The sequence below is a fragment of the Pseudomonas sp. NPDC089743 genome, from assembly GCF_044748785.1.
Lineage (GTDB): Bacteria > Pseudomonadota > Gammaproteobacteria > Pseudomonadales > Pseudomonadaceae > Aquipseudomonas > Aquipseudomonas putida_X.
Map to the genome: position 1 here is coordinate 13,872 of NZ_JBIVGS010000022.1, position 22,938 is coordinate 36,809.

The following is a 22,938-nucleotide window of genomic DNA, read 5'->3' on the forward strand; positions in this document are numbered from 1 at the left end:
TGTTGCTCCGTTAGCGGTGGCTGGACATGAATTGCTTGCAACGCGCCGAGGTCGGGTTTTCGAAGACCTGCTGCGGCGATCCTTGCTCTTCAACCAGGCCCTGGTGCAGGAAAACCACTTCACTGGACACCTGGCGGGCAAAGTTCATCTCGTGCGTCACCAGCAGCATGGTACGGCCTTCTTCGGCCAATGCGCGGATAACGTTAAGCACTTCCTGGACCATTTCCGGATCGAGCGCCGAGGTGGGCTCATCGAACAGGATGACTTTAGGCCGCATGGCCAGGGTGCGGGCGATAGCAGCACGCTGCTGCTGGCCACCGGAAAGCTGGGCGGGGTAGCTGTGGCGTTTGTCGTAGATGCCGACCTTGTTCAGCAGTGCTTCGGCCGCTTCGGTGGCTTCGGCCTTGCTCTGGCCGAGCACGCGGCGTGGCGCCTCGATGATGTTGTCGAGGATCGACATGTGCGGCCACAGGTTGAAATTCTGGAAGACGAAGCCGATTTCGCTGCGCAGGCGGTTGATCTGGCGGTTGTCGGCAGCGATCAGGTCGCCGTTCTTGGCGGCCTTGAGCTTGAGAGCCTCACCGGCAACCAGGATTTCGCCCTGGTGCGGGTTTTCCAGCAGGTTGATGCAGCGCAGCAGGGTGGACTTGCCGGAGCCGGACGATCCCAGAATGGAGATCACGTCACCGTCACGCGCGGTCAGCGAAATGCCCTTGAGAATTTCCTGGTCGCCGTAGCGTTTGTGCAGGTTGCGGATTTCCAGCGCGGGCGTGGCCTGGGCCATGTGCGGTCCTCATGTGTTCGGGTGCGTTCCCAGCTGTTGGCGGCCTTCCTGGCGTGCGCCAAGCTAGCATAGCGGCATCAGGGCGGCCAACAGGGTCGCAAGGGGCTTTGGGCAATGCTGGGGCAGTTTGTCGCATCGCTGCAGTGCAACGTCGCGCAGATGTCCGCGAGGGTCTCGCCCAGCGCCGTAGCCTTGATGAAAAAAGGCGCGATGGTGCCAGCTTTGGGCGGCACTGGGAAGCGCTTTTGGGCCGTTTGCGGCTAAAGGTGCTGTCGCTGGCGAGCATTCGGGGGCTACCCAACGATAGGCCAACCGCAGCCAAGGGTTGTACCGCAGGGTTGCACTTTTTTGCATTGCAACGGTGCAAAGGTGTTACCGAGGAGCACCTTTGGTGCGATTGTAAGTGGGTATTTCTGTAATCTTACCCTTCCTGCCGCTTTTGATGGCCTTTCGGTCAGGACTTGGCCGAATGGCCTGCAGGCCGCTCTTTTTGCGGCCTGCCAGCTCCATACGACGAATGTCCGGGGCAGGTGGCCCGCTTATTGCCCTATCCAACCCGCCGATTGCAGTGACGCCTAAATCAACCGAGGGCGCGCTTTAACCCACAGTCGGGTGGTCCACTCCTTACAAAGGTAGTTTTATGAGCGGTAACAATTCCAATGACCTCGCTCAGGGGCTCAAACAACGGCATGTGACCATGCTGTCCATTGCTGGCGTTATCGGCGCCGGCCTGTTCGTCGGCTCCGGCCACGCCATCGCTGCTGCAGGCCCTGCCGTGCTGCTGGCCTATGCCGCTGCCGGCACCCTGGTGGTGCTGGTGATGCGCATGCTGGGTGAAATGGCGATCGCCTCGCCGGATACCGGCTCCTTCTCCACTTATGCCGACCGCGCGATTGGCCGCTGGGCCGGTTTCACCATCGGCTGGCTGTACTGGTGGTTCTGGGTGCTGGTGATCCCGCTGGAGGCCAACGCCGCCGCCGCCATCCTGCATGCCTGGTTCCCCGCCGTTGACCTCTGGGCCTTCTCCCTTTTGATCACCTTGGCGCTGACCCTGACCAACCTGTGCAGTGTGAAAAACTACGGTGAGTTCGAATTCTGGTTCGCCCTGCTCAAGGTGCTGGCGATCATTGGCTTCATCGTTGTGGGCTGTATCGCCATGTTCGGCCTGATGCCGAGCAGCCAGGTCAGCGGTGCCAGCCACCTGTTCGACACCCAGGGCTTCATGCCCAATGGCCTGGGCGCTGTGCTGGCGGCCATGCTGACCACCATGTTCTCGTTCATGGGTACCGAGATCGTCACCATCGCTGCTGCCGAATCCAAAGACCCGGGCAAGCAGATCAGCCGTGCCACCAACTCGGTGATCTGGCGTATCTGCCTGTTCTACCTGGTGTCGATCTTCCTGGTGGTGGCCCTGGTGCCGTGGAACGATCCGGCGCTGGCCGAGGCCGGTTCCTACCAGACTGTGCTGAGCCGCATCGGCGTGCCGAATGCCAAGCTGATCGTCGACATCGTGGTGCTGATCGCTGTAACCAGCTGCTTGAACTCGGCGCTGTACACCTCCTCACGCATGCTGTTCTCGTTGAGCAAGCGTGGTGATGCTCCGGCCATCGCCCAGCGCACCACCAAGGCGGCGACCCCGCATGTGGCCGTGTTGCTGTCCACCGCGGCGGCGTTCCTGTGTGTGTTCGCCAACTACGTGGCGCCTGCCCAGGTGTTCGAGTTCCTGCTGGCGAGCTCCGGCGCCATCGCGCTGCTGGTTTACCTGGTGATCGCCGTTTCGCAGCTGCGCATGCGTAGCCAGCGTGAAGCGCGTGGTGAGAAGATCGTCTTCAAGATGTGGCTGTTCCCGGGGCTGACCTGGGCGAGCATTGTCTTCATCGTTGCCGTGCTGGTGGTGATGGCGCTGCGTGAGGATCACCGAGCGGAGATCATTGCGACTGCACTGCTGAGTATTGGTGTTGTGGCGGCTGGCTTGCTGGTGCAACGCAAGCGGCAGGTTGCCGGGCGGGTGGCGCTGGATCACTGATCCGCGCTGGCTGAAATGCAAAGGCCGCGCCCTGTGAAGGGTGCGGCCTTTTTTGTGTGCCTGGGCTGGCCCTATCGCCGGCTAGCCGGCTCCTACATGGACTGCGCCGGCTTTTGGAAATTGGGCAAGACAGTTGTTTCCACAGGGTTAGGCAGCGCAGCACAGACGGTGTCGCAAAAACTCACCGGCAAGGGCATCGAATTTGCGCTGCCAGGGCCGGTGAGCACTCAGCCGAACTGTTTCTGCTGCTGTTGCTGCTTGGCCACCAATTCGGAAGCGGCGATATAGGCTTCCTGGAACTCGTCGCTCTCCAGCCAGGCCATGGTGGTGTCTTCGTCGGCGCCATCGAGCCAGGTGCGATAAGCGTTGAACACCAGCACGATGTAGTCGGTGGCGTGCTCTTCCTTGTGGCCCTTGAGCACCAGTGCCAGCAGCGGGTCCACCAGGAACACCGAGATCATCGAAACCAGGCTGGTCTCCTGGGCGGCCTTCATCTTCACGAACAGCTCTTTGTAGCTGTCGGTTTCCATGGCCTTGTTGAACACCTGCTCGACACTGGCGCTGTCACCGGCGCTGGGTTTCACGGCCTGGCCGCTGCGTACCATGCGGTTTTGCTTGGCCTTGCTGGCGGCGCGTTTGGCGCGTTTCTGTTGCTTGGTATTGGTGGCCATGGGGCGGGAAATCCTTGGGGGCGAAAATGTGCGTATTGAAGCCTAATTGCCGGGGAAACCCAAGCCCCGGCCATTCAGCGCTCAGGCGTACAACTTTCATCCTCCTCGAACCCGCGCGAAGCCCGGCCAACCAGCAAGTCATCCGGCGCGTACGCCACGCTGGGGTCCTTGCCCGGGTAATCCAGCGAATGCAGGAAATGCCGGATGCAGTTGATCCGCGCACGCTTCTTGTCATCGGACTTGATCACCGTCCACGGTGCATCGCCAGTGTCGGTGTGGAAGAACATCGCCTCCTTGGCGGCGGTGTAGTCCTCCCACTTATCCAGTGACTTGATGTCGATAGGCGAGAGCTTCCAGTGCTTGAGCGGGTCGTCCCGGCGTGAGATGAAGCGGCGCAGCTGCTCTTCGCGGTTCACCGAAAACCAGTACTTGAACAGCAGGATGCCGCTGTTGCACAGCATGCGCTCCAGGTCCGGGGCCTGGCGCATGAACTCCAGGTACTGCAGCGGTGTGCAGAATTCCATCACCTTCTCGACCCCGGCGCGGTTGTACCAGGAGCGGTCGAAGAACACCATTTCACCCGCCGTGGGCAGGTGTTGGATGTAGCGCTGGAAATACCACTGGCCCTTTTCCTGCTCGGAAGGTTTCTCCAGCGCGACGATGCGCGCACCCCGTGGGTTCAGGTGTTCCATGAAGCGCTTGATGGTGCCGCCCTTGCCTGCCGCATCCCGGCCTTCGAACAGCACCACCACGCGCTGGCCGGTGTCCTTGACCCAGCTTTGTACCTTCAGCAACTCGATCTGCAGCGCGTGCTTGGCCTTTTCGTATTCCTGGCGGCGCATGCGGGTCGGGTAGGGGTAGCTCGCCGGCAGCCGGGCAGAGGTGCTGTCCTCGTTGCTGCCTTTCGGTGCGCTGGCCACCTCCAGGGCCGCCGGTTCCTGGCTGACCTGGGTGATGGAAGGCTCAGGTTTGCGCTGGCGGGCGCGGCGGGCGCGAGGCTTTGGTGCGGTGCTGGGCGTCGGTTCTGCGGGGGCGGGGAGCAGGAGGGGGGATTCTTCGCTCATGGAGGTCCTTGCGAGGTCGATTCGAATGTTCGACTGCAATTGTGGGTTTGAGCGAGAGGGGGTTAGTTGATGCGGGTCAACGCTACGGGGTAGGCAAACAGGCTGAAAAATTCCAGGCAACAAAAAACCCGCACTGGGCGGGTTTCTTGTTGTCGCTTCGGGTAACTTTGCAACCACCAGAAGCTGAAGGTGGTGCCCAGAGACGGAGTCGAACCGCCGACACGAGGATTTTCAATCCTCTGCTCTACCGACTGAGCTATCTGGGCGACGAGGTGAATTAAATAGATTTCCAGACCGCTCGTCAACGACTTTTTGAAAAAATTTTAAATTAATTCCGTCGCTTACGATTTTCAGGGTCATTCGGCCGGTGGAACGTAACCTTCCGCCTGCGCGTAATCTTCGCCGGCGAAAAACTTGTCCATCTCGCCCTGAAGGAACTTGCGGTCCTCGGCGTTCATCATGTTCAGGCGCTTCTCGTTGATCAGCATGGTCTGGTGCTTCTGCCAGTCGGCCCAGGCTTGCTGCGAGATGTGCTCGAAGATGTCCTGGCCCTTGGCGCCGGGGTAAGGCGGGCGCTCCAGGCCTGGCAGTTGTTCTTTGTATTTGCGGCACATCACGGTGCGGGTCATCGGGCATCTCCTGCAATCAGTTCGTCGGCCGCGCGTTTGAGCAGCTTTTTGACCGGGGCGGCGAGGCCCAGGCGCGGCGGGGTGGCGAGGTTATACCAGAGCCAGTCGGCCTCGGCCACGTGCTGGCCGACGGGGTCGACACGCACCAGCCATGGCTCGATCGCCAGCTGGAAATGGCTGAAGGTATGGGTCAGGCCGTCCAGCGCGCGGCTTTCGGCCAGGCGCAGGCCATGCTGGTAGGCCAGGTCATCGAGCTGCTCGATGGCGTCCAGCTCCGGCAGGCTCCACAGGCCGCCCCACAGGCCGCTGGACGGGCGCCGGTACAGCAAGATGGCGCCTTCATGGTTGGCCAACAGCGGCATCAGCGTGCGCCGCTGGGGCAGAGCCTTGCGCGGTTTGGGTTCGGGGTAGCGCGTTTCTTCGCCATGCAGGTGCGCTTCGCAGCCGCTGCGCACGGGGCACAGCAGGCAAGTTGGCTTGCTGCGGGTGCACAGCGTGGCGCCCAGGTCCATCATCGCCTGGGTATAGTGGTTGGCGCGTTGTTGCGGGGTGAAGCGCTCGGCAGTGGCCCATAGGGCATTGGCCACCTTCGGCTCGCCCGGGTAACCGGCCTGGGCGGTGAAGCGGGCCAGCACGCGTTTGACGTTGCCGTCGAGGATCGGCGCACGGATACCCATGCTGATGCTGGCAATGGCACCGGCGGTGGAGCGGCCGATACCTGGCAGCTCGGTAAGCTGTTCGACACTGCGCGGAAACTCGCCGCCGTGTTGCTCGACGACGATCTTCGCGGCCTTCTGCAGGTTGCGTGCGCGGGTGTAGTAACCCAGGCCGGTCCACAGGTGCAGCACCTCGTCCTCCGGGGCTTCGGCCAGCGCCTGCACGGTGGGCAGGGCCTGCATGAAGCGGTCGAAGTAGTTCAGCACGGTGCTGACCTGGGTCTGTTGCAGCATGATTTCCGACACCCACACCCGGTAAGGGTTGATGCCTTGCTGCCAGGGCAGGTCGTGCCGGCCGTGCTGGTCGTACCAGTCCAGCACGGCGCTGGAGAACTGCGCAGGGCTCATCGCTTGAACAGCCCCTTGAGCGCGTCTTTCAATTCTGGGCTCACTTTGTCTCCGAGTTTTTCATCAAGTTTTTCATCGATCTTGTCTTTGAGGCGGTTGCCGGCCAGCTTGGCGGCAACCTTGCCCAGGCCGTCCTGGTCAAGGCGGCAGGCCTTGGCGCCAAGCTCCAGCGGGCCACGGCAACGCAGCGGCAGTTCGACGCCAACGTAACGCTCATTGACCTGGCAGGCCGGGTCGGGCATGGCGCGCTGGTCACCTTCGACGATCACTCCGACGTTGTAGTCCATGCCGAGCACGCGCAGGTCCAGGTCGCCGTGGCCGTTGACGGTCAGGCCTGGGATGCGTGCCTTGAGGTCCGGGTTGCTGGCCACGCCGTTGCGCACCACCAGGCTGCCGCGCAACTCCTGGAACGGTGTGTCCTTTCCGCGTGGCTCGCCGCTGAGGGTCTTGCGGTTCAGCGTAGCGATGGCCTGGCAGAGCTGCTGTTCCAGGTTGGCGTTGACCAGTACGCCGTCGTTGATGGTGAAGTTTGCGTTGCCGTTGAGGGTGTCCACCAGTGCCTTCTGGCTGTTACCGGTGGCTGTGAGGTCGCTGCTGAGGGTCAGCAGGCCTTTGACCGGCGGGGCCTGGTCTTTGTCTTCAGCCTTGATGAAGTGCTCAACCGGCACGCGGTTGATCTTGGTATTGACGCCAATCTGCGGCACGGCTGGGCGCACATCGACGGTGCCTTTGGCTTCGAAGCTGCCGTTATAGAGGCCGCCGCGCAGGGTCTGCAGGGTGATCAGGCCGCCCTGGCCGTTCGCTTGCAGTTGCGCGTCGTTGATCGGCAGCTTGTCCAGGGTCAGTGAGCCGAAGGCCAGGTCGGCCTGCAGGTCGAGCGTGCGCAGGCGGTCCACCGGCAGCAGCTTGTCGTTGCTCCAGGCGACCTGGGTGGGGGCGTTAGGCAGCGGAGAACTGCCGGCACCGGCGATGGCGCTGGCTTCCTGTTGCTTGACCTCGTTCTGGCGCGCTGCGGTGGCACCCTTGGCTTCATCGCTCTTGGCCGGCATGTAGCGGTCGGCGTCGAACGTGTCGGCCTTGAGCTGCAAGCGCAACGCTTGCTTGGCAAAGTCCTCGACGGCAACGCGGCCGGTGAAGGTGCTGTCGTCGAGTTTTACCGCGAGGTCTTCCAGGGCCAGGCTGTTTGGCGTGCCCTGCAGGCGGCTGACCAGCTCCAGCTTGTTGAAGGCGGCGGGGTCGCTGGTGGCCGGCAGGGGGTGGCCGATGCCATCGAGGAAGGTGCGCAGGTCGAACTGCGCGATGGACAGCCCACCGCTGAGCTGCGGCGTCTTGTCCAGGTCGCGCAGGTTGAGTTCGCCCAGTGCGCGCAGCTGGTTGGCGGAGATTTTCAGGCCGTTCCAGGTGGCGACGTTGGCTGCCATGTCGACCAGCAGCTGGCCTTGGGCCGCGAAGGTCATAGTCTTGCCGGCCAGCGGCTCGCCCGAGGTTTCGCCGGACAGGCGCATGTCCTCGAAGTTGTAGCGCTTGAGCTTGCGGTCAAAACGCAGCTCGCCGGCAAGTTCGGTGCGTGCCTTCATGTTCGGCTGGCTGGCGCTGAGGAAGGCGCTGGCCTTGAGCGGGATGTTCGCACCCTCGTGAATCGGGCCGGTGCTCAGCTGGATGCTTTCGGCGCTGTAGCTCTGGCCGGTCTTGGCATCGCTGTAGTGCACGCGGGCGTTGTTCACGGTCAGGCTGTCGATGTCGAGCTTGACCGCACGTTCGCTGCTGCTTTCCGCAGAGGCGTTGGGCTGATCTGCAGGCGCAGGTGCACTGGCGGTTGCGCCGGTTTGCGCAGGCAGCGGTTTGCCGATGTCTTCCCAGTTGCCATGGCCCTGTTCATCACGGTTCAGGGTCAGGTTCAGGCCTTCGACGCGCACATCGCTCATCTGCACTTCACGGCGCAGCAAGGGCAGCACGCGGACCGACAGGCCAAGCATCTGCAGGTCGGCGAACGGCTCCTTGGGCTTGTTCAAGGTGGCGATGCTGGCTTCGTGAAGCTCCAGGCCCAGCCAGGGGAACAGGCTCCAGCCGATGTCGCCATTGAGGGTCAGCTCGACGTGGGCCTTGTCGCGCGCCAACTGGCGGATCTCGTCTTTATAGTCGTTGGGATCGAAGAGGTGGGTCAGGGCGAAGCCCAGCGCCACGATGATCAGCAGCAACCCGAGAAGCCCCAGTCCCAGGAGTTTGCCGAACGCTTTCATGGGCGAGTCCTTGTAGTCCGTATTTGATTTTCAAGCGCCAGAGTATAGCGCCGCAGTGGTATGCCCAGCGTACTCGACAAGAGATACAGAGCATTTCCTACCGATTGATCAGGTGTTGTGGCTTTCGACAGTTGTGGTTTGGGCAGTTCCTTTTACCTGTACCGCCAGCAATACCGATTCAGCCGTTCGAAAAATAACGATATCAGATTGCTTTCATGTCATAGGCGAACTGGTACTCTTTCGGCGCCTGCGAAGCGGCCGCGACGTATTGTCGCGGAACGTTGCCATGAAACGGCCGAGCCTTACGTGCCAGCAAAAGAGCCGGGCATTCAATGCGCACGCATCGTCTACCTACAAAAGGATCACATCCATGAACAGCAGTATCACGGCAGGAGCGGTGGCCAGCGCGCCAAGCTTCTTGTCGAAGGAGCGCATCATCGCCCGCCCCGGTTTCAACCGCTGGCTGGTACCCCCGGCCGCGCTGGCCATTCACCTGTGTATCGGCATGGCCTACGGTTTTTCCGTGTTCTGGTTGCCGCTTTCCCAAGCCATCGGCATTACCGCCCCGGTAGCGTGCTCGGCGGACATGGGCTTCATTGCTCGCATGTTCAGCGCCGAGTGCGACTGGCCCATTTCCATGCTGAGCTGGATCTACACCCTGTTCTTCGTGTTCCTGGGTTGCTCGGCGGCGGTGCTGGGCGGTTGGTTGGAGCACGCAGGGCCGCGTAAGGCGGGCCTGGTGTCGGCCCTGTGCTGGTGCGGCGGCATGCTGATTTCGGCGATTGGCGTGAAGACCCATCAGTTGTGGCTGATGTGGCTGGGCTCCGGGGTGATCGGCGGTATCGGCCTGGGCCTGGGTTATATCTCGCCGGTTTCGACCTTGATCAAGTGGTTCCCGGACAAGCGCGGCATGGCCACTGGCATGGCGATCATGGGCTTTGGCGGCGGTGCCATGGTCGGTGCACCGCTGGCCACAGCGCTGATGGGGCATTTCGGCAATGAGCATGAAGTCGGCGTATGGCAGAGTTTCGTGGTCATGGCAGCGATCTACTTCGTGTTCATGACCGCTGGCGCCCTGGCGTACCGCGTGCCGCCGACCGGCTGGAAGCCAGAAGGCTGGACTGCGCCGGTGAAGAAAGCCAATGCGATGGTCACCGACCGTCACGTGCACGTCAGCGTTGCCTGGAAAACCCCACAATTCGCGCTGATCTGGCTGGTGCTGTGCCTGAACGTTTCTGCAGGCATCGGCATCCTGGGCATGGCGTCGCCGCTGCTGCAGGAAGTGTTCGCTGGCAAGCTGCTGGGCAACGAGCTGAGCTTCAGCGAGCTGAACGCCGCACAATTGGCGCAGATTGCCGCCATTGCCGCGGGCTTCACCGGCCTGCTGAGCCTGTTCAACATCGGTGGGCGGTTCTTCTGGGCATCGTTCTCGGACTACATCGGCCGCAAGAACACCTACTTTGCCTTCTTCGCCCTGGGTGTGGGCCTCTACAGCCTGGTGCCGAACATGGGCCATCTGGGCAACGTGGCACTGTTCGTGGCGGCCTTCTGCATCATCCTGTCCATGTACGGCGGTGGCTTCGCCACGGTGCCGGCCTACCTGGCTGACCTGTTCGGCACGCAGATGGTCGGTGCCATCCACGGCCGCCTGCTGACGGCCTGGGCCGCTGCTGGCGTGCTGGGCCCGGTGCTGATCACTTACCTGCGTGAGTATCAGTTGGCCGCGGGTGTGGAGCGTGCGGCGGCTTATGACATGACCCTGTACATCCTCGCTGGCCTGCTGGTGCTGGGCTTCGTCTGCAACTTGCTGGTGCGCCCGGTAGCCGACAAGCACTTCATGAGCGATGCCGAGCTTGCGGCCGAGCGTGCCCTGAGCCACGACAAAGGTGCCGATGGCGCCCGTGCGCTGGAGTGGCATGCAGCGCCTGGCAGCCTGCCGCTGGTGCTGATCGCGTGGGCGGTAGTGGTGATTCCGCTGGCTTGGGGGGTGTGGATTACCCTGCAGAAGACGGCGGTGTTGTTCCACTAAGGGGTATGACAGCCAGCTGACTGGCTGGCTGTCCTGGCCTCATCACCGGCAAGCCGGCCACCTGGATTGCGCCGGTTTTAGACACTGGGCAAGCCAGTTGCCCTCACAGGTTTCTCCGCTGGGCTTGAGTTCTGGCGGGGCTTTGGGGGAGGCGTCTTGCCGGTGATCGGCCTGCCGAGCAGCCCCTTGCAATGCCATATGTCATCCGCGTTCCAAGCTTGAGCGTTCTGGGCCTATAATGTAGCCCTTTTCGCCCAATGATTTTGCGGAGCTGGTGATGGTCGAACGTAAGGCTTCCGTCGAGCGCAATACCCTGGAAACCCAGGTCAAGTGCTCGATCAACCTCGATGGCAGTGGCAAGGCCCGATTCGATATCGGCGTGCCTTTCCTTGAACACATGCTCGACCAGATTGCCCGGCACGGGCTGATCGATCTGGATATCGAGTGCAAGGGTGACCTGCATATCGACGATCACCATACCGTCGAAGACGTCGGTATCACGCTGGGCCAGGCATTCGCCCAGGCCATCGGCGACAAGAAAGGCATCTTCCGTTACGGCCATGCCTATGTGCCGCTGGACGAAGCGCTGTCGCGTGTGGTCATCGACTTCTCTGGCCGCCCAGGCCTGCAGATGCACGTGCCGTACACCCGCGCCACCGTTGGCGGCTTCGATGTCGACCTGTTCCAGGAGTTTTTCCAGGGCTTCGTCAACCATGCGTTGGTTACCCTGCACATCGACAACCTGCGTGGCCACAACACCCACCACCAGATCGAAACCGTGTTCAAGGCCTTCGGTCGTGCCCTGCGCATGGCCGTGACCCAGGACGAGCGCATGGCCGGGCAGATGCCATCCACCAAGGGATGCCTGTAAATGCAGACGGTAGCCGTAATCGACTATGGCATGGGCAACCTGCACTCGGTAGCCAAGGCGCTCGAGCACGTCGGCGCCGGCAAGGTGATGGTCACCAGCGATGCTGCGGTGATTCGCGAGGCTGACCGTGTGGTGTTCCCGGGTGTGGGCGCGATCCGCGACTGCATGGCCGAAATCCGCCGCCTGGGCTTCGACAGCCTGGTGCGTGAAGTCAGCCAGGACCGGCCATTTCTGGGCATCTGTGTAGGCATGCAGGCGCTGCTGGAGCACAGCGAAGAAAACGACGGTGTCGACTGCATCGGCCTGTTCCCTGGCCAGGTGCGCTTCTTCGGTAAAGACCTGCAGGAAGGTGGTGAGCACCTGAAAGTGCCGCACATGGGCTGGAACGAAGTCACTCAGGCCGTCGACCACCCGCTGTGGCACGACATCTCTGATCGTGCGCGCTTCTATTTCGTGCACAGCTACTACATCAATGCCGGCAAGCCGGGGCAAGTGGTCGGTCGCGGCCATTATGGCGTCGACTTCGCTGCCGCGCTGGCCGAGGGCTCGCGCTTTGCCGTGCAGTTCCACCCGGAGAAGAGCCATACCCATGGCCTGCAACTGCTGCAGAACTTCGTGGCCTGGGACGGGCGCTGGTAAATGAGCAGGTCGAAGACCAAGGCCCCCGTCATCACCCTGGCCCCCGAGCAGGAGCGCGAAGCGCTCGACACCCTCAAGCGCTTCCTCGAAGACCGCTTCGAGCTGCAGCTGGGGTCGTTCGAGGTGGCTGAGGTCCTCGAGCTGTTCAGCAAAGAGATTGCACCCCATTACTACAACAGGGCGATTGCCGATGTTCAGCTGCACCTCAAGGAGCGGTTCGAGAGCATCGAGAGCGACCTGTGGGCGTTGGAAAAAAGCTGAAAGCTTCAAGCCTCAAGCTGCAAGCCAAAGCTGGACCGCCATCGAAAACACGACGCGCATGCTTGCAGCTTGTCGCTTGCAGCTTGCCGCTTGAATTGACGAAGGAAAGAGCATGCTGATTATCCCCGCTATCGATCTGAAGGACGGTGCCTGCGTGCGCCTGCGCCAGGGCCGCATGGAAGACTCCACGGTATTTTCCGACGACCCGGTGAGCATGGCCGCCAAGTGGGTGGAGGGTGGTTGCCGCCGCCTGCACCTGGTCGACCTTAACGGCGCCTTCGAAGGCCAGCCGGTCAACGGTGAAGTGGTCACTGCCATCGCCAAGCGTTACCCGAACCTGCCGATCCAGATCGGCGGCGGTATCCGTTCGCTGGAAACCATCGAGCACTACGTCAAGGCCGGCGTCAGCTACGTGATCATCGGCACCAAGGCGGTCAAGCAACCTGAGTTCGTCGCTGAAGCGTGCAAGGCCTTCCCCGGCAAGGTCATCGTCGGCCTGGACGCCAAGGACGGTTTCGTCGCCACCGACGGCTGGGCTGAGGTGAGCTCGGTGCAGGTCATCGACCTGGCCAAGCGCTTTGAGGCCGATGGCGTCTCGGCGATCGTCTACACCGACATCGCCAAGGACGGCATGATGCAGGGCTGCAACGTGCCGTTCACCAAGGCACTGGCCGAAGCCACCCGCATTCCGGTGATCGCTTCGGGCGGTATCCACAACCTGGGTGACATCAAGGCCCTGCTGGACGCCAAGGCCCCGGGCATCATCGGTGCCATCACCGGCCGTGCCATCTACGAAGGCACCCTCGATGTCGCCGAGGCCCAGGCCTTCTGCGACAACTACCAAGGCTGAGGACTGAACCATGGCACTGGCCAAGCGCATCATCCCTTGCCTGGACGTGGACAACGGCCGGGTGGTCAAGGGCGTCAAGTTCGAGAACATTCGTGATGCCGGCGACCCGGTGGAAATTGCCCGTCGCTACAACGAGCAGGGTGCCGACGAAATCACCTTCCTCGACATCACCGCAAGCGTCGATGGCCGCGATACCACCTTGCATACCGTCGAGCGCATGGCCAGCCAGGTGTTCATCCCGCTGACCGTGGGCGGTGGCGTGCGTACCGTGCAGGACATCCGCAACCTGCTCAATGCCGGTGCCGACAAGGTTTCGATCAACACCGCCGCGGTGTTCAACCCTGAGTTCGTGGGTGAGGCTGCCGACCGTTTCGGTTCGCAGTGCATCGTGGTGGCCATCGATGCCAAGAAGGTGTCTGGCCCCGGTGAAGCGCCGCGCTGGGAAATCTTCACCCATGGCGGGCGCAAGCCGACCGGGCTGGACGCGGTCGAGTGGGCGAAGAAGATGGAAGGCCTGGGTGCCGGTGAGATCCTGCTGACCAGCATGGACCAGGACGGCATGAAGAACGGTTTCGACCTGGGTGTGACCCGTGCCATCAGCGATGCGCTGGGGATTCCGGTGATCGCTTCGGGTGGTGTGGGTAACTTGCAGCACCTGGCTGACGGGATTCTGGAAGGGCATGCCAGCGCGGTACTGGCGGCGAGCATCTTCCACTTCGGTGAGTACACAGTGCCGGAAGCGAAGGCCTACATGGCTGCCCGCGGTATCGTCGTTCGCTGACAGATTGATTGGGGCCGCACAGCGGCCCCGGTTGCATTAGCCGTGGCTCTTGCCGAGCAGCGCGTGGTACAGCTCGGTATCCCCAAGTATCCCCACTACCTTGTCGTTATCCTGCAGCACCAGCTTGTTGCCAGTCTGGTAACGAATCTGCAGCGCTTCGCGCATGCCGATATCGGCATTGACCAGCGTCGGCCGCCGCTCCAGCAGCTCGACATCCTCTCCAGGCGCCCAGTTCTGCAGGTCCAGCCCGTTCTGCCCTTGGCGTGCACGCTTGAGCGAGCCACCTTCGCCCAGGTCCAGCCACGAATCGATGCCTGGGTCCAGGCACACCGAGCCATTGATCCGTTTGCAGTTGTCCAAGGTGCGCATCAGGCTGCGGCCGCACAGCACGTTCAGCGGGTTGGTGTGGGCCACGAAGGTGCGTACGTAGTCGTCCGCCGGGTTGAGCACGATCTCCTCGGGCTTGCTGTACTGAACGATCCGCCCATCCTTCATGATGGCGATGCGGCTGCCCAGCTTGAGCGCTTCGTCCAGGTCGTGGCTGACGAACACGATGGTCTTGTTGAGCTTGCGCTGCAGCTCCAGCAGCTCGTCCTGCAGGCCCTGGCGGATCAGTGGGTCGAGGGCCGAGAACGGTTCGTCCATCAGCAGGATGTCAGCATCCATCGCCAGTGCCCGGGCCAGGCCCACGCGCTGCTGCATGCCGCCGGAGAGTTCGTCCGGCTTCTTGTTGCGCCACTGGGTCAAACCCACCAGCTCAAGCTTCTCGTCCACCAGCTTGCGCCGTTCCTTTTCAGGGCGGCCCTGCATTTCCAGGCCAAAGCTGATGTTCTCGCGCACCGTCAGCCAAGGCATCAGGGCGAACTTCTGGAACACCATGGCGATGCGCTTGGTGCGCATCATCTTGAGCTCTGCCGGGGTGCAGTGGGCAATGTCGATGTGCTTGCCTTCGTGCTCGACGAACAGCTTGCCGCGGCTGACGGTGTTCAGGCCGTTGATGCAGCGCAGCAGGCTCGACTTGCCCGAACCGGACAGGCCCATCAGCACGCAGATCTCGCCCTTGTTGATATCCAGGTTGGCCTTTTCGACACCCACCACCAGCCCGGTCTGCTTGAGGATCTGCTCCCGGGTCTTGCCCTGATCGAGCAGTGCCAGCGCTTCACGCGGCTTGTTGGAGAAGATGACGTCGACATCTTCGAAACGAATGATGCTCATGCTTCACCCCTTACCGTGACTTCCGGTTGCTTGCAGATACGGTCGAGCATGATGGCCAGCAGTACGATCGCCAGGCCCGCTTCGAAGCCCAGGGAAATGTCGGCGGTGTTCAGTGCGTTGACCACGGGTTTGCCCAGGCCATCGGCGCCCACCAGGGCCGCGATCACCACCATCGACAGCGACAGCATGATGCACTGGGTAACGCCGGCGGCGATGCTCGGCATCGCGTGGGGCAGTTCGATGCGGGTCAGCAACTGGCGCCGCGAGCAGCCGAAGGCCTTGCCGGCGTCCAGCAGCTCCTGCGGGACGTCGCAGATGCCCAGGTAGGTCAGGCGAATCGGCGCGGCGATGGCGAACACCACCGTGGAGATCAGCCCAGGCACCACACCCAGGCCGAACAGTGTCAGGGTTGGGATCAGGTAAACGAAGGTGGGCACCGTCTGCATCAAGTCGAGCACCGGGCGCATCGCGGTATAGAACATCGGTTTGTGCGCGGCAACGATTCCCAGCGGTACACCGATGGCCACACAGACCACGGTGGCAAAGGTGACTTGCGCCAGGGTTTCCATGGTCTCCTGCCAATAGCCCAGGTTGAGGATCAGCAGGAAGGAGAGGGCGACGAACACAGTCAGTGCCCATTTGCGCTGAATCAGGTGCGCGAGGGCGGCGAACAGGGCGATGAGGACGAACGGGTTGAACCAGGTCAGAGTGCCGGTGACGCCCTGGATCATGAATTCCAGGCCTTGAGCGATGGCGTCGAAGTAATCGGCGCCATTCTGGGTCAGCCATTCGACGAATGACGCGATGTACTCACCCAGGGGTATTTTCTGATCGATAAGCATGATAGCGAGCTTCCACCTGCAAAGATTGAAATCAGTCCGGGGCGAGCACGGTCCCGCCCCGCGGTGTTGCCTTCGTCTTGCGTTATTGCGTCAGTTTGGCTTTGGCCGCCTCAAGGCCCGGTTTGCCGTCCACGGTGGTCACACCGGCGAGCCAGGCGTCCAGCTTGCCTGGGTTGTCCTTGAGCCACTTCTTGGCAGCTGCCTCGGGTTTCATCTTGTCGTCCAGGACATAGCCCATCATGGTGCTTTCATCCTTGAGCTCGAACGACAGGTTCTTGAGCAGTTGGCCTACGTTGCTGCACTCCTGCACGTAGCCCTTGCGGGTATTGGTCAGCACGGTTGCCTTGCCCAGTTCGGGGCCGAAGAAGTCGTCCCCGCCGGTCAGGTACTGCATCTTGAAGCGGGTGTTCATCGGGTGAGGTTCCCAGCCGAGGAACACGATCGCCTCCCCGCGCTTCTGCGCCCGGTCCACCTGCGACAGCATGCCGGCCTCACTGGACTGCACGATCTTGAAACCGGCGTCCTTCAGGCCGAAGGCGTTCTTGTCGATCATGCTCTGGATGGTGCGGTTGCCGTCGTTACCCGGTTCGATGCCGTAGATCTTGCCTTCCAGTTCCTTCTTGAACTTGGGGATGTCGGCAAAATCCTTGAGGCCCTTGTCGTACAGCGACTGGGGTACGGCCAAGGTGTACTTGGCGTTTTCCAGGTTGGCGCGCACGGTTTCGACAGTGCCGGCGTCGCGGTACTGCTTGATGTCGTTTTCCATGGTCGGCATCCAGTTGCCGAGAAACACGTCCAGGTCCTTGCCGGCGGCCAGCGACTTGTAGGTCACCGGTACCGAGATCATGGTGGTGTGAGTCTTGTAACCCAGTGCTTCGAGCACAACGCTGGTGGTCGCGGTGGTTACCGTGATGTCGGTCCAGCCGACATCGGAAAAACGTACCGTCTGACACTGCTCGGGTTCTGCGGCCTGGGCCAGCAAGGGGGCGGACAGCAACGCGGCCAGCAACAGCGAGGGTGAACCTTTCATGGATGGACTCCTGTGATTTTATCTTCGGGTTCGCGAGGGCTGCCGGGCTTTCTCAGGGTCCGGTCAACCAGGCCTGCAGAGGGCAGGATGCGAGGCCGTGCAATACGAGTCGCTTTCGATAATCCACCAGCGCCGGGCAATCGCCTACAGGTGGGGTCGTAACCAGTACGGAACGGGTCGCTTTGAGTACTGGCGATGTCGCATATGGCATTTTCCTCCCCTGGCTGCGTATTTTTCCGTCATCGGAGCGCCTGAAAGCGGCGCACATACAGGTAAAACGGCGCGGCGCTGCTGGACAAAAGTACGTCGGTTGCAGACGGCGAGGGGGGGCGCAAAAGCCTGATGATGCGTGCATTCGTGGCGGCTCGCAGCTTCAGCCTAGCAGTTGCCCCGCCCTGCGCATGGCGCGCAGAGACAAGCCCAGCAAGAGGTGTAGCGACAATGGCCATCAGCGTGTTCGACCTGTTCAAGATCGGAGTCGGGCCCTCCAGCTCCCATACCGTCGGCCCCATGCGTGCGGGCGCCCTGTTCGTCCAAGGCCTGCGTGAGCGCGGCGAGCTCGAGCAGGTGAAAAGGGTGCAGGTGCGGTTATACGGCTCGCTGTCGGCCACCGGTATTGGCCACGGCTCCGACCACGCCACCATCATGGGCCTGATGGGCGAATGGCCGGACGCCATCGACCCAGCCCAGATCGTCCCACGCATCGCCGACCTGCGCGAAACCAATACCCTGAAGCTGGATAACCGCCTGCCCATCGAGTTCGTCTGGGCGCGTGACATGCTGCTGCTGGACGAGAACCTGCCGTACCACCCCAATGCCATGACCCTGATCGCCGAAGGCGAGCAGGGCGAGCTGCACCGTGACACCTACTACTCGGTGGGGGGCGGTTTCGTGGTCGATGCCGCCCAGGCCGCCAGTGGTGTGCTGGATGCCGACCAGACGGTGCTGCCGTACGATTTCAACAGTGCCGCAGAGCTGCTGCGCCTGTGCAAGCAAAACGACCTTAGCGTGTCGCAATTGATGATGGCCAACGAGAAGGTCTGGCGCAGCGAGCAAGAGATCCGCGCCGGCCTGCACACGCTCTGGCAAGCCATGCAGGAATGCGTGCACAACGGCCTCAAGCATGAGGGCACGCTGCCCGGCGGGCTGAATGTGCGCCGCCGCGCCGCCAGGCTGCACCGCAGCCTGCAGGAGATCGGCAAGCCCAATGTGATCGGCTCGACCATGAGTGCCATGGAGTGGGTCAACCTGTTCGCCCTGGCGGTCAACGAAGAGAACGCCGCTGGCGGGCGCATGGTCACTGCGCCCACCAATGGCGCGGCCGGCATCATCCCGGCTGTGCTGCACTACTACATGCGTTTCAGCGATGCGGTCGACGAGTCCAACGTGGTCGACTTCTTCCTGGCCGCCGCCGCAGTGGGCATCCTGTGCAAAAAGAATGCATCGATTTCAGGTGCCGAGGTGGGTTGCCAGGGTGAAGTCGGTTCAGCGTGCGCCATGGCGGCGGCTGGCCTTGCCGAAGTGCTGGGGGCGACCCCGGCGCAGGTGGAGAACGCCGCCGAGATCGCCCTCGAGCACAACCTTGGCCTGACTTGCGACCCGGTCGGTGGCCTGGTGCAGGTGCCGTGCATCGAGCGCAACGCCATTGCCGCAGTAAAAGCCATCAACGCTGTGCAGATGGCCCTGCGCGGTGACGGTGAGCACTTCATCTCCCTGGACCAGGTGATCCGCACCATGCGCGACACCGGCGCCGACATGCACGACAAGTACAAAGAGACCTCGCGCGGCGGTTTGGCGGTCAGCGCCATCGAATGTTGATGCGCTGACTGTGAGCTACTTTTGTCAAGACGCCCCGTTTTGGGGCGTCTTCGTATCAGCCGATCGTCGGATGTCGCGATCAGTGTCACCATTGTCGGTGACACTAAACAGTGTCGTTTCTGGGCAACCTGCCTTGAGCGTGTCACCAAATTGCTCATAAGTGACACGCAAAGGCGCTGGCCCGCCGGTTTGGGTTTTTTCAACAACCCGATCGGCGAGCCGGAATTGCTGAAAAAAGGCGTCGTTTTTGGGTTTTTTTGGATGGCCGTTCAATTTCAGGCACGGCCCTTGCGTTGAGATTGGCAAAGCCCCTGCAAATGAATTGGGGCCATTACAAAAAATCAGTGCCCGCCTGAGGCACACCCTGTTTTTGTGTGAGGAGAAATCGCGATGACGTCGTACACCTCCGGGAATCCAACCCAGAACCGCACAGCACCCCAGTCCATCGGGTTTCTCCTTCTGGACAACTTCACCCTGATTTCCTTGGCCTCGGCCGTGGAACCGCTGCGCATGGCCAACCAGCTTTCCGGCCGTGAGCTGTATCGCTGGCACACGCTCACCGTCGATGGCGGCCAGGTGTGGGCCAGCGATGGCTTGCAGATCACGCCGGACGCCTCCATCGCCAACGCCCCTCCCATCGACACCGTTATCGTCTGCGGTGGCGTGGGGATCCAGCGTTCGGTTACCCGTGAGCATGTCACCTGGCTGCAGGCCCAGGCGCGTCAGTCGCGCCGTTTGGGCGCTGTGTGCACCGGTAGCTGGGCGCTGGCCTGTGCCGGCCTGCTCGATGGTTTCGACTGCAGCGTGCACTGGGAATGCCTGGCGGCGATGCAGGAGGCGTTTCCGCGGGCCAACATGAGCACACGCCTGTTCACCCTCGACCGCAACCGCTTCACCAGCTCTGGCGGCACTGCGCCGCTGGACATGATGCTGCACCTGATCAGCCGCGATCATGGCCGCGAACTGTCGGCGGCGATCTCTGAGATGTTCGTCTACGAGCGCATTCGCAACGAGCAGGACCACCAGCGCGTGCCGCTCAAGCACATGCTGGGTACCAACCAGCCGAAGCTGCAGGAAATCGTCGCGCTGATGGAGGCCAACCTCGAAGAGCCGATCGACCTGGACGAACTGGCCGTGTACGTGGCCGTGTCGCGTCGCCAGCTTGAGCGGCTGTTCCAGAAGTACCTGCACTGCTCGCCGTCGCGCTATTACCTGAAGCTGCGCCTGATCCGTGCGCGGCAGCTGCTCAAGCAGACGCCGATGTCGATCATCGAAGTGGCCTCGGTGTGCGGCTTCGTCTCCACGCCGCACTTCTCCAAGTGCTACCGCGAGTACTTCGGCATTCCGCCGCGTGATGAACGAGTAGGCTCAAACACCGCACAGCAAGTGGCAATGATGCCGATTCCGCAAGCCATGACCCTGTCGCCGCACAGCGGGCCGATGGCTGCGCTGAGCCAGGCGCGCAACGAGTCGACCTTTGCCAGTGTGAGGCTTTAAAGCATCGGGGCTGCTTTGCAGCCCTATCACCGGCAACCTCGCTCCCGCAGATCACCGCCAGGCCTTAGACCGCTGCGGTACCTGTGGGAGACGGCTCGCCGCACGGCAACTGAAAAGGCCCAGCCCGGTGACGACGAGGTGATTGCCGAGCTACCTTCAAGCATCGCTCCCCCGAGCAGACCACCACCCAGCAGGGCGAGCTCGCCGCCATCAACCGTGCGCTCGATGCATTGCCTGAGCGCACCCGGCTGGCCTTCGAAATGCACCGCCTCGGTGGCGTCACCTTGCAGCAGGTGGCTGCCCACCTGAACGTCTCGGTGAGCCTGGTGCACCAGTTGGTCCACGATGCCTTGCGCCATTGCATGGCGCAGCTGGAGGACGACCTGTGAAAATTCCTAGTGCTGGCGCGTCCTTTGCTTGACGGGCCGACTCTGTGCAACCCTTCGCGCCCCCGAGCCCCCTGGAGGACTGGCTCCTGCGCATCCAGCAGGTGCTGCACGATGCGCAACTGCGTGCCGAGCTGGCGCAGTGGCCAATGCACAGGCCTACGGCAAGGCCGAGCGGGTGTGGCGCCTGACCGGCCAGCTGGCGCCTGCCACCGCCGAGCAGTGGCCCCTGCAACTTGCGCCCGCCAGGGTGCTGCCGCTGCCCTGGAAAAAAACTGCCCGGCGCCGGTGGTTGGGCGCAGCGGTGGCGGCCTGCCTGATTGTGGTCGTAGCACCTTCGCTGAGCCTGCGCCTGCAGGCCGACTACCGCACGACCCAGGGCGGGACCCGCGATGCGACGTTGGCCGATGGCAGCGTGGTGCAGCTGGACAGCGACACCGCTATTGCCGTGGACTACTCTGGCGATCATCGCGACGTGAAGTTGCTGACGGGCCAGGCATTCTTCGAGGTAGGGGCGAGAGCCTGGGGCTGAGAAGGCTCTCTAAATGTGGGGGCGAGCTGTCCTATCTTGATAGTTTTATTTTGAACTCGGATAACAATAGGTCTCCAGTTTTGCTCAAGGACTCTATTGAAACCATTGCCGGAAAGTCGTCGTAGGTCAGATAGAACTTCTCTTTGTCAATAATCACTTCCCATATCCTTACGTCGACAGCGTCGGTCTTCTTGTTGATGTTGCCGTCAAGTAGGTTGAGAACTGCTTGTGCATAATCCGGAAATTCTTCCCAATTTATGCTCGAAGTTAAATTGAGGCAGGCTCGCCCTGAGTGCATGGTTTCTATGCTTAAAGATTCTAGCTTAAGGCTTTTCATCAGAATAGGTCTCCTCCGCCGGAGCGTGTTGCGCTCTCAATGATTTGCTCAAAAGACTTGCCTTTTTCGACAAGCCATTCAAAGGTTGGTCCGAGCTTATTGCCATACTTACCCATATTGCGCTCGTCAATTGTCTTCAAAAGATCTGGAGGGGTAAATTCTCTATACTTTAGTTTGATGGCTGTCCGGGAAGAGTGGGCAAATTTTGCAATCGCTTCGACGCTCTCTGCCGAGCTTCTCATTGCGGCTACGCGTTGCTGCAGATCGAAAACTTCCCGGACATAAAGCTGTCTCAGCGCGGGTAGATTTCCGAAGTCGCCATCCGCCCTGAAGCGAACATTGTCCCATTTTGGTGTCTCTAGCTCTTTTGAACTATTGGACTTGGTCAAGGTTTTCGCTGAAGGGGGCTGAAGTTTTGGGTGCGACAATAGTGTTCTCTGATTCTTGCCTAGCCAAGAGGCTAGCGCTCTGTTAGTTAATTCAGTCTGGAAATTCAGACTTCTGGCAGCAATACTTTCCATGCTGTTGGAAATGGAGGCGTTGATCGGGCCGCGCAACAGGTAGGCGACTATAGCAGTGAGTAGCAACTGGATTAGTTGCTCTTGCCCTCTGGCCAGCTGATTAGCCGCACGGCTTATCATTTGTTATCTTCGAGCTGCTGATCCTCCGGTTGGGTCAAGCCCGGTGGGTAACCCATCCTCGGAGTGCCAGGCTGTAATAATACCATTTTGGAGTGTGGCTAGACAGTCGGGTGCTCCCTGAAGGAAATACTCAGTAATTGCCGATAGACCTAACCCAATAAGTACCAGGTTGCCAATCTCTAAACCAATTGCCCCTCCCGCAATTGCGCCAGGAGCTACTCCAGCACCAAAAGCCATTGAACCAACAGCACCACCTGAAATAGTGCCAATTGCAATGCTGCCGCCCAAAATCATGGATACTTCTTTCGCGAGCTTGCGAAGTACATCAATAATCTGATCTATGTTGATGCTCGACCATTGCTGCCTGACGCGTTCCAATAGGATAGGCTCAGCGCGGTAAATTGCCTCACGCACAGCATCAATTCGATCTCCTCCTAAGCTTCCATAGGTGCGACCGACTTGCTCACTGACTCGACGTGTAAATCCATTCCAGCTTTGGGTGGTGTCATACCAAGACGTCTGAATGTTATGGTTGAATTCGCCAAATTTTACTTCAAGGTTTCGCTCTATTACATCCCATGTAGGGACTTTATTTAGCAGGTCCATTTTTAAAATCTTCCATTTTAGCCTCTCACACGAATTTTCTGGCTTTCGCGGATGTGTGTGAATGAAGCCCTTTTTGTTGTCACACCTTCTAGCAGCATGAGTTGGCTTAGCTATGACTTTTAGCT

General features: G+C 61.2%; 21 protein-coding genes, 1 tRNA gene and 1 pseudogene. 11 read left to right on the plus strand and 12 right to left on the minus strand.

What is annotated here, in order from left to right; translation table 11 throughout:
• Window positions 1–10: 10 nt before the first annotated feature.
• Entirely contained in the window at window positions 11–784 is a 774-nt protein-coding gene (locus tag ACIPZC_RS24445) for an ABC transporter ATP-binding protein (RefSeq protein WP_012316684.1), read from the minus strand.
• A gap of 640 nt (window positions 785–1,424) precedes the next feature.
• On the opposite strand from ACIPZC_RS24445, the gene gabP reads away from it, so the two are divergent.
• Window positions 1,425–2,810: a GABA permease gene (gabP, locus tag ACIPZC_RS24450; RefSeq protein WP_241805574.1), complete on the plus strand. Its 1,386-nt coding sequence runs from the start codon at window positions 1,425–1,427 to the stop codon at window positions 2,808–2,810.
• A 227-nt stretch (window positions 2,811–3,037) separates the two neighbouring features.
• Here gabP and ACIPZC_RS24455 read toward each other — a convergent pair whose 3' ends face one another.
• From ACIPZC_RS24455 to ACIPZC_RS24480, 6 genes are all read right to left on the minus strand, one after another.
• On the minus strand, window positions 3,038–3,481 hold the full coding sequence (locus tag ACIPZC_RS24455; protein ID WP_400630058.1) for a hypothetical protein: 444 nt from the start codon (window positions 3,479–3,481) through the stop codon (window positions 3,038–3,040).
• Window positions 3,482–3,555: 74 nt separating this feature from the next.
• A complete protein-coding gene (ppk2, locus tag ACIPZC_RS24460) occupies window positions 3,556–4,545 on the minus strand; it encodes a polyphosphate kinase 2 (protein ID WP_241805576.1) in 990 nt (329 codons plus the stop codon).
• A gap of 190 nt (window positions 4,546–4,735) precedes the next feature.
• Window positions 4,736–4,811, minus strand: a tRNA-Phe gene (locus ACIPZC_RS24465).
• A gap of 90 nt (window positions 4,812–4,901) precedes the next feature.
• A complete protein-coding gene (locus tag ACIPZC_RS24470; RefSeq protein WP_125924973.1) occupies window positions 4,902–5,174 on the minus strand; it encodes an oxidative damage protection protein in 273 nt (90 codons plus the stop codon).
• Window positions 5,171–6,238 (minus strand): A/G-specific adenine glycosylase, encoded by a 1,068-nt coding sequence (gene mutY / locus ACIPZC_RS24475; RefSeq protein ID WP_400630061.1) that lies wholly within the window; start codon window positions 6,236–6,238, stop codon window positions 5,171–5,173. The genes ACIPZC_RS24470 and mutY overlap by 4 nt, the downstream gene beginning before the upstream one ends.
• Window positions 6,235–8,478: an AsmA family protein gene (locus ACIPZC_RS24480; RefSeq protein ID WP_400630063.1), complete on the minus strand. Its 2,244-nt coding sequence runs from the start codon at window positions 8,476–8,478 to the stop codon at window positions 6,235–6,237. The genes mutY and ACIPZC_RS24480 overlap by 4 nt, the downstream gene beginning before the upstream one ends.
• Window positions 8,479–8,848: 370 nt before the next feature.
• On the opposite strand from ACIPZC_RS24480, the gene ACIPZC_RS24485 reads away from it, so the two are divergent.
• The 6 genes from ACIPZC_RS24485 (at window position 8,849) to hisF (ending at window position 13,909) form a co-directional block, all read left to right on the plus strand.
• Complete coding sequence (locus ACIPZC_RS24485) at window positions 8,849–10,507, plus strand: OFA family MFS transporter (protein ID WP_241805579.1); 1,659 nt, start codon at window positions 8,849–8,851, stop codon at window positions 10,505–10,507.
• A gap of 277 nt (window positions 10,508–10,784) precedes the next feature.
• Window positions 10,785–11,378, plus strand: a complete 594-nt coding sequence (hisB, locus tag ACIPZC_RS24490; protein WP_012316676.1) for an imidazoleglycerol-phosphate dehydratase HisB — start codon at window positions 10,785–10,787, stop codon at window positions 11,376–11,378.
• Entirely contained in the window at window positions 11,379–12,017 is a 639-nt protein-coding gene (gene hisH / locus ACIPZC_RS24495) for an imidazole glycerol phosphate synthase subunit HisH (RefSeq protein ID WP_241805581.1), read from the plus strand.
• Complete coding sequence (locus tag ACIPZC_RS24500; RefSeq protein ID WP_241805582.1) at window positions 12,018–12,278, plus strand: DUF2164 domain-containing protein; 261 nt, start codon at window positions 12,018–12,020, stop codon at window positions 12,276–12,278.
• 112 nt (window positions 12,279–12,390) lie between these two features.
• Window positions 12,391–13,128 carry a 1-(5-phosphoribosyl)-5-[(5-phosphoribosylamino)methylideneamino]imidazole-4-carboxamide isomerase gene (hisA, locus tag ACIPZC_RS24505; RefSeq protein WP_003255731.1) on the plus strand — a complete coding sequence of 246 codons (738 nt, stop codon included), beginning with the start codon at window positions 12,391–12,393 and terminating at the stop codon, window positions 13,126–13,128.
• 10 nt (window positions 13,129–13,138) lie between these two features.
• Window positions 13,139–13,909: an imidazole glycerol phosphate synthase subunit HisF gene (gene hisF, locus ACIPZC_RS24510; protein WP_267819386.1), complete on the plus strand. Its 771-nt coding sequence runs from the start codon at window positions 13,139–13,141 to the stop codon at window positions 13,907–13,909.
• A 36-nt stretch (window positions 13,910–13,945) separates the two neighbouring features.
• Here the strand turns inward: hisF and choV are convergent, their stop codons facing one another.
• The 3 genes from choV to ACIPZC_RS24525 form a co-directional block, all read right to left on the minus strand.
• Window positions 13,946–15,124 (minus strand): choline ABC transporter ATP-binding protein, encoded by a 1,179-nt coding sequence (choV, locus tag ACIPZC_RS24515; RefSeq protein WP_241805586.1) that lies wholly within the window; start codon window positions 15,122–15,124, stop codon window positions 13,946–13,948.
• Window positions 15,121–15,969 (minus strand): choline ABC transporter permease subunit, encoded by an 849-nt coding sequence (gene choW, locus ACIPZC_RS24520; RefSeq protein WP_400630102.1) that lies wholly within the window; start codon window positions 15,967–15,969, stop codon window positions 15,121–15,123. Before choW ends, choV begins: the two co-directional genes overlap by 4 nt.
• Before the next feature lie 79 nt (window positions 15,970–16,048).
• Window positions 16,049–16,996: a choline ABC transporter substrate-binding protein gene (locus ACIPZC_RS24525; RefSeq protein WP_349975965.1), complete on the minus strand. Its 948-nt coding sequence runs from the start codon at window positions 16,994–16,996 to the stop codon at window positions 16,049–16,051.
• A 441-nt stretch (window positions 16,997–17,437) separates the two neighbouring features.
• Between ACIPZC_RS24525 and ACIPZC_RS24530 the strand changes: the two genes are divergently transcribed.
• From ACIPZC_RS24530 to ACIPZC_RS24545, 4 genes are all read left to right on the plus strand, one after another.
• A complete protein-coding gene (locus ACIPZC_RS24530) occupies window positions 17,438–18,814 on the plus strand; it encodes an L-serine ammonia-lyase (protein ID WP_241805588.1) in 1,377 nt (458 codons plus the stop codon).
• 390 nt (window positions 18,815–19,204) lie between these two features.
• A complete protein-coding gene (locus ACIPZC_RS24535; RefSeq protein ID WP_241805589.1) occupies window positions 19,205–20,311 on the plus strand; it encodes a GlxA family transcriptional regulator in 1,107 nt (368 codons plus the stop codon).
• A gap of 209 nt (window positions 20,312–20,520) precedes the next feature.
• Window positions 20,521–20,700, plus strand: a complete 180-nt coding sequence (locus tag ACIPZC_RS24540) for a sigma factor-like helix-turn-helix DNA-binding protein (RefSeq protein ID WP_400630104.1) — start codon at window positions 20,521–20,523, stop codon at window positions 20,698–20,700.
• Window positions 20,701–20,839: 139 nt separating this feature from the next.
• Entirely contained in the window at window positions 20,840–21,229 is a 390-nt protein-coding gene (locus tag ACIPZC_RS24545; protein ID WP_400630069.1) for a FecR domain-containing protein, read from the plus strand.
• 31 nt (window positions 21,230–21,260) lie between these two features.
• On the opposite strand, the gene ACIPZC_RS24550 is transcribed toward ACIPZC_RS24545, so the two are convergent.
• Both ACIPZC_RS24550 and ACIPZC_RS24555 read right to left on the minus strand, forming a co-directional pair.
• Window positions 21,261–21,566 carry a DUF3630 family protein gene (locus ACIPZC_RS24550; RefSeq protein WP_400630071.1) on the minus strand — a complete coding sequence of 102 codons (306 nt, stop codon included), beginning with the start codon at window positions 21,564–21,566 and terminating at the stop codon, window positions 21,261–21,263.
• Window positions 21,566–22,813 (minus strand): annotated as a pseudogene (locus tag ACIPZC_RS24555) (DUF6861 domain-containing protein). Before ACIPZC_RS24555 ends, ACIPZC_RS24550 begins: the two are co-directional and overlap by 1 nt.
• Window positions 22,814–22,938 lie beyond the last annotated feature (125 nt).

What these genes read in the sequence shown, in the direction of transcription:
- ACIPZC_RS24445 (WP_012316684.1), bottom strand. Translation starts at nt 784, where the DNA reads ATGGCCCAGGCCACGCCCGCGCTGGAAATCCGCAACCTGCACAAACGC.
- gabP (WP_241805574.1), top strand. Translation starts at nt 1,425, where the DNA reads ATGAGCGGTAACAATTCCAATGACCTCGCTCAGGGGCTCAAACAACGG.
- ACIPZC_RS24455 (WP_400630058.1), bottom strand. Translation starts at nt 3,481, where the DNA reads ATGGCCACCAATACCAAGCAACAGAAACGCGCCAAACGCGCCGCCAGC.
- ppk2 (WP_241805576.1), bottom strand. Translation starts at nt 4,545, where the DNA reads ATGAGCGAAGAATCCCCCCTCCTGCTCCCCGCCCCCGCAGAACCGACG.
- ACIPZC_RS24470 (WP_125924973.1), bottom strand. Translation starts at nt 5,174, where the DNA reads ATGACCCGCACCGTGATGTGCCGCAAATACAAAGAACAACTGCCAGGC.
- mutY (WP_400630061.1), bottom strand. Translation starts at nt 6,238, where the DNA reads ATGAGCCCTGCGCAGTTCTCCAGCGCCGTGCTGGACTGGTACGACCAG.
- ACIPZC_RS24480 (WP_400630063.1), bottom strand. Translation starts at nt 8,478, where the DNA reads ATGAAAGCGTTCGGCAAACTCCTGGGACTGGGGCTTCTCGGGTTGCTG.
- ACIPZC_RS24485 (WP_241805579.1), top strand. Translation starts at nt 8,849, where the DNA reads ATGAACAGCAGTATCACGGCAGGAGCGGTGGCCAGCGCGCCAAGCTTC.
- hisB (WP_012316676.1), top strand. Translation starts at nt 10,785, where the DNA reads ATGGTCGAACGTAAGGCTTCCGTCGAGCGCAATACCCTGGAAACCCAG.
- hisH (WP_241805581.1), top strand. Translation starts at nt 11,379, where the DNA reads ATGCAGACGGTAGCCGTAATCGACTATGGCATGGGCAACCTGCACTCG.
- ACIPZC_RS24500 (WP_241805582.1), top strand. Translation starts at nt 12,018, where the DNA reads ATGAGCAGGTCGAAGACCAAGGCCCCCGTCATCACCCTGGCCCCCGAG.
- hisA (WP_003255731.1), top strand. Translation starts at nt 12,391, where the DNA reads ATGCTGATTATCCCCGCTATCGATCTGAAGGACGGTGCCTGCGTGCGC.
- hisF (WP_267819386.1), top strand. Translation starts at nt 13,139, where the DNA reads ATGGCACTGGCCAAGCGCATCATCCCTTGCCTGGACGTGGACAACGGC.
- choV (WP_241805586.1), bottom strand. Translation starts at nt 15,124, where the DNA reads ATGAGCATCATTCGTTTCGAAGATGTCGACGTCATCTTCTCCAACAAG.
- ACIPZC_RS24525 (WP_349975965.1), bottom strand. Translation starts at nt 16,996, where the DNA reads ATGAAAGGTTCACCCTCGCTGTTGCTGGCCGCGTTGCTGTCCGCCCCC.
- ACIPZC_RS24530 (WP_241805588.1), top strand. Translation starts at nt 17,438, where the DNA reads ATGGCCATCAGCGTGTTCGACCTGTTCAAGATCGGAGTCGGGCCCTCC.
- ACIPZC_RS24535 (WP_241805589.1), top strand. Translation starts at nt 19,205, where the DNA reads ATGACGTCGTACACCTCCGGGAATCCAACCCAGAACCGCACAGCACCC.
- ACIPZC_RS24550 (WP_400630071.1), bottom strand. Translation starts at nt 21,566, where the DNA reads ATGAAAAGCCTTAAGCTAGAATCTTTAAGCATAGAAACCATGCACTCA.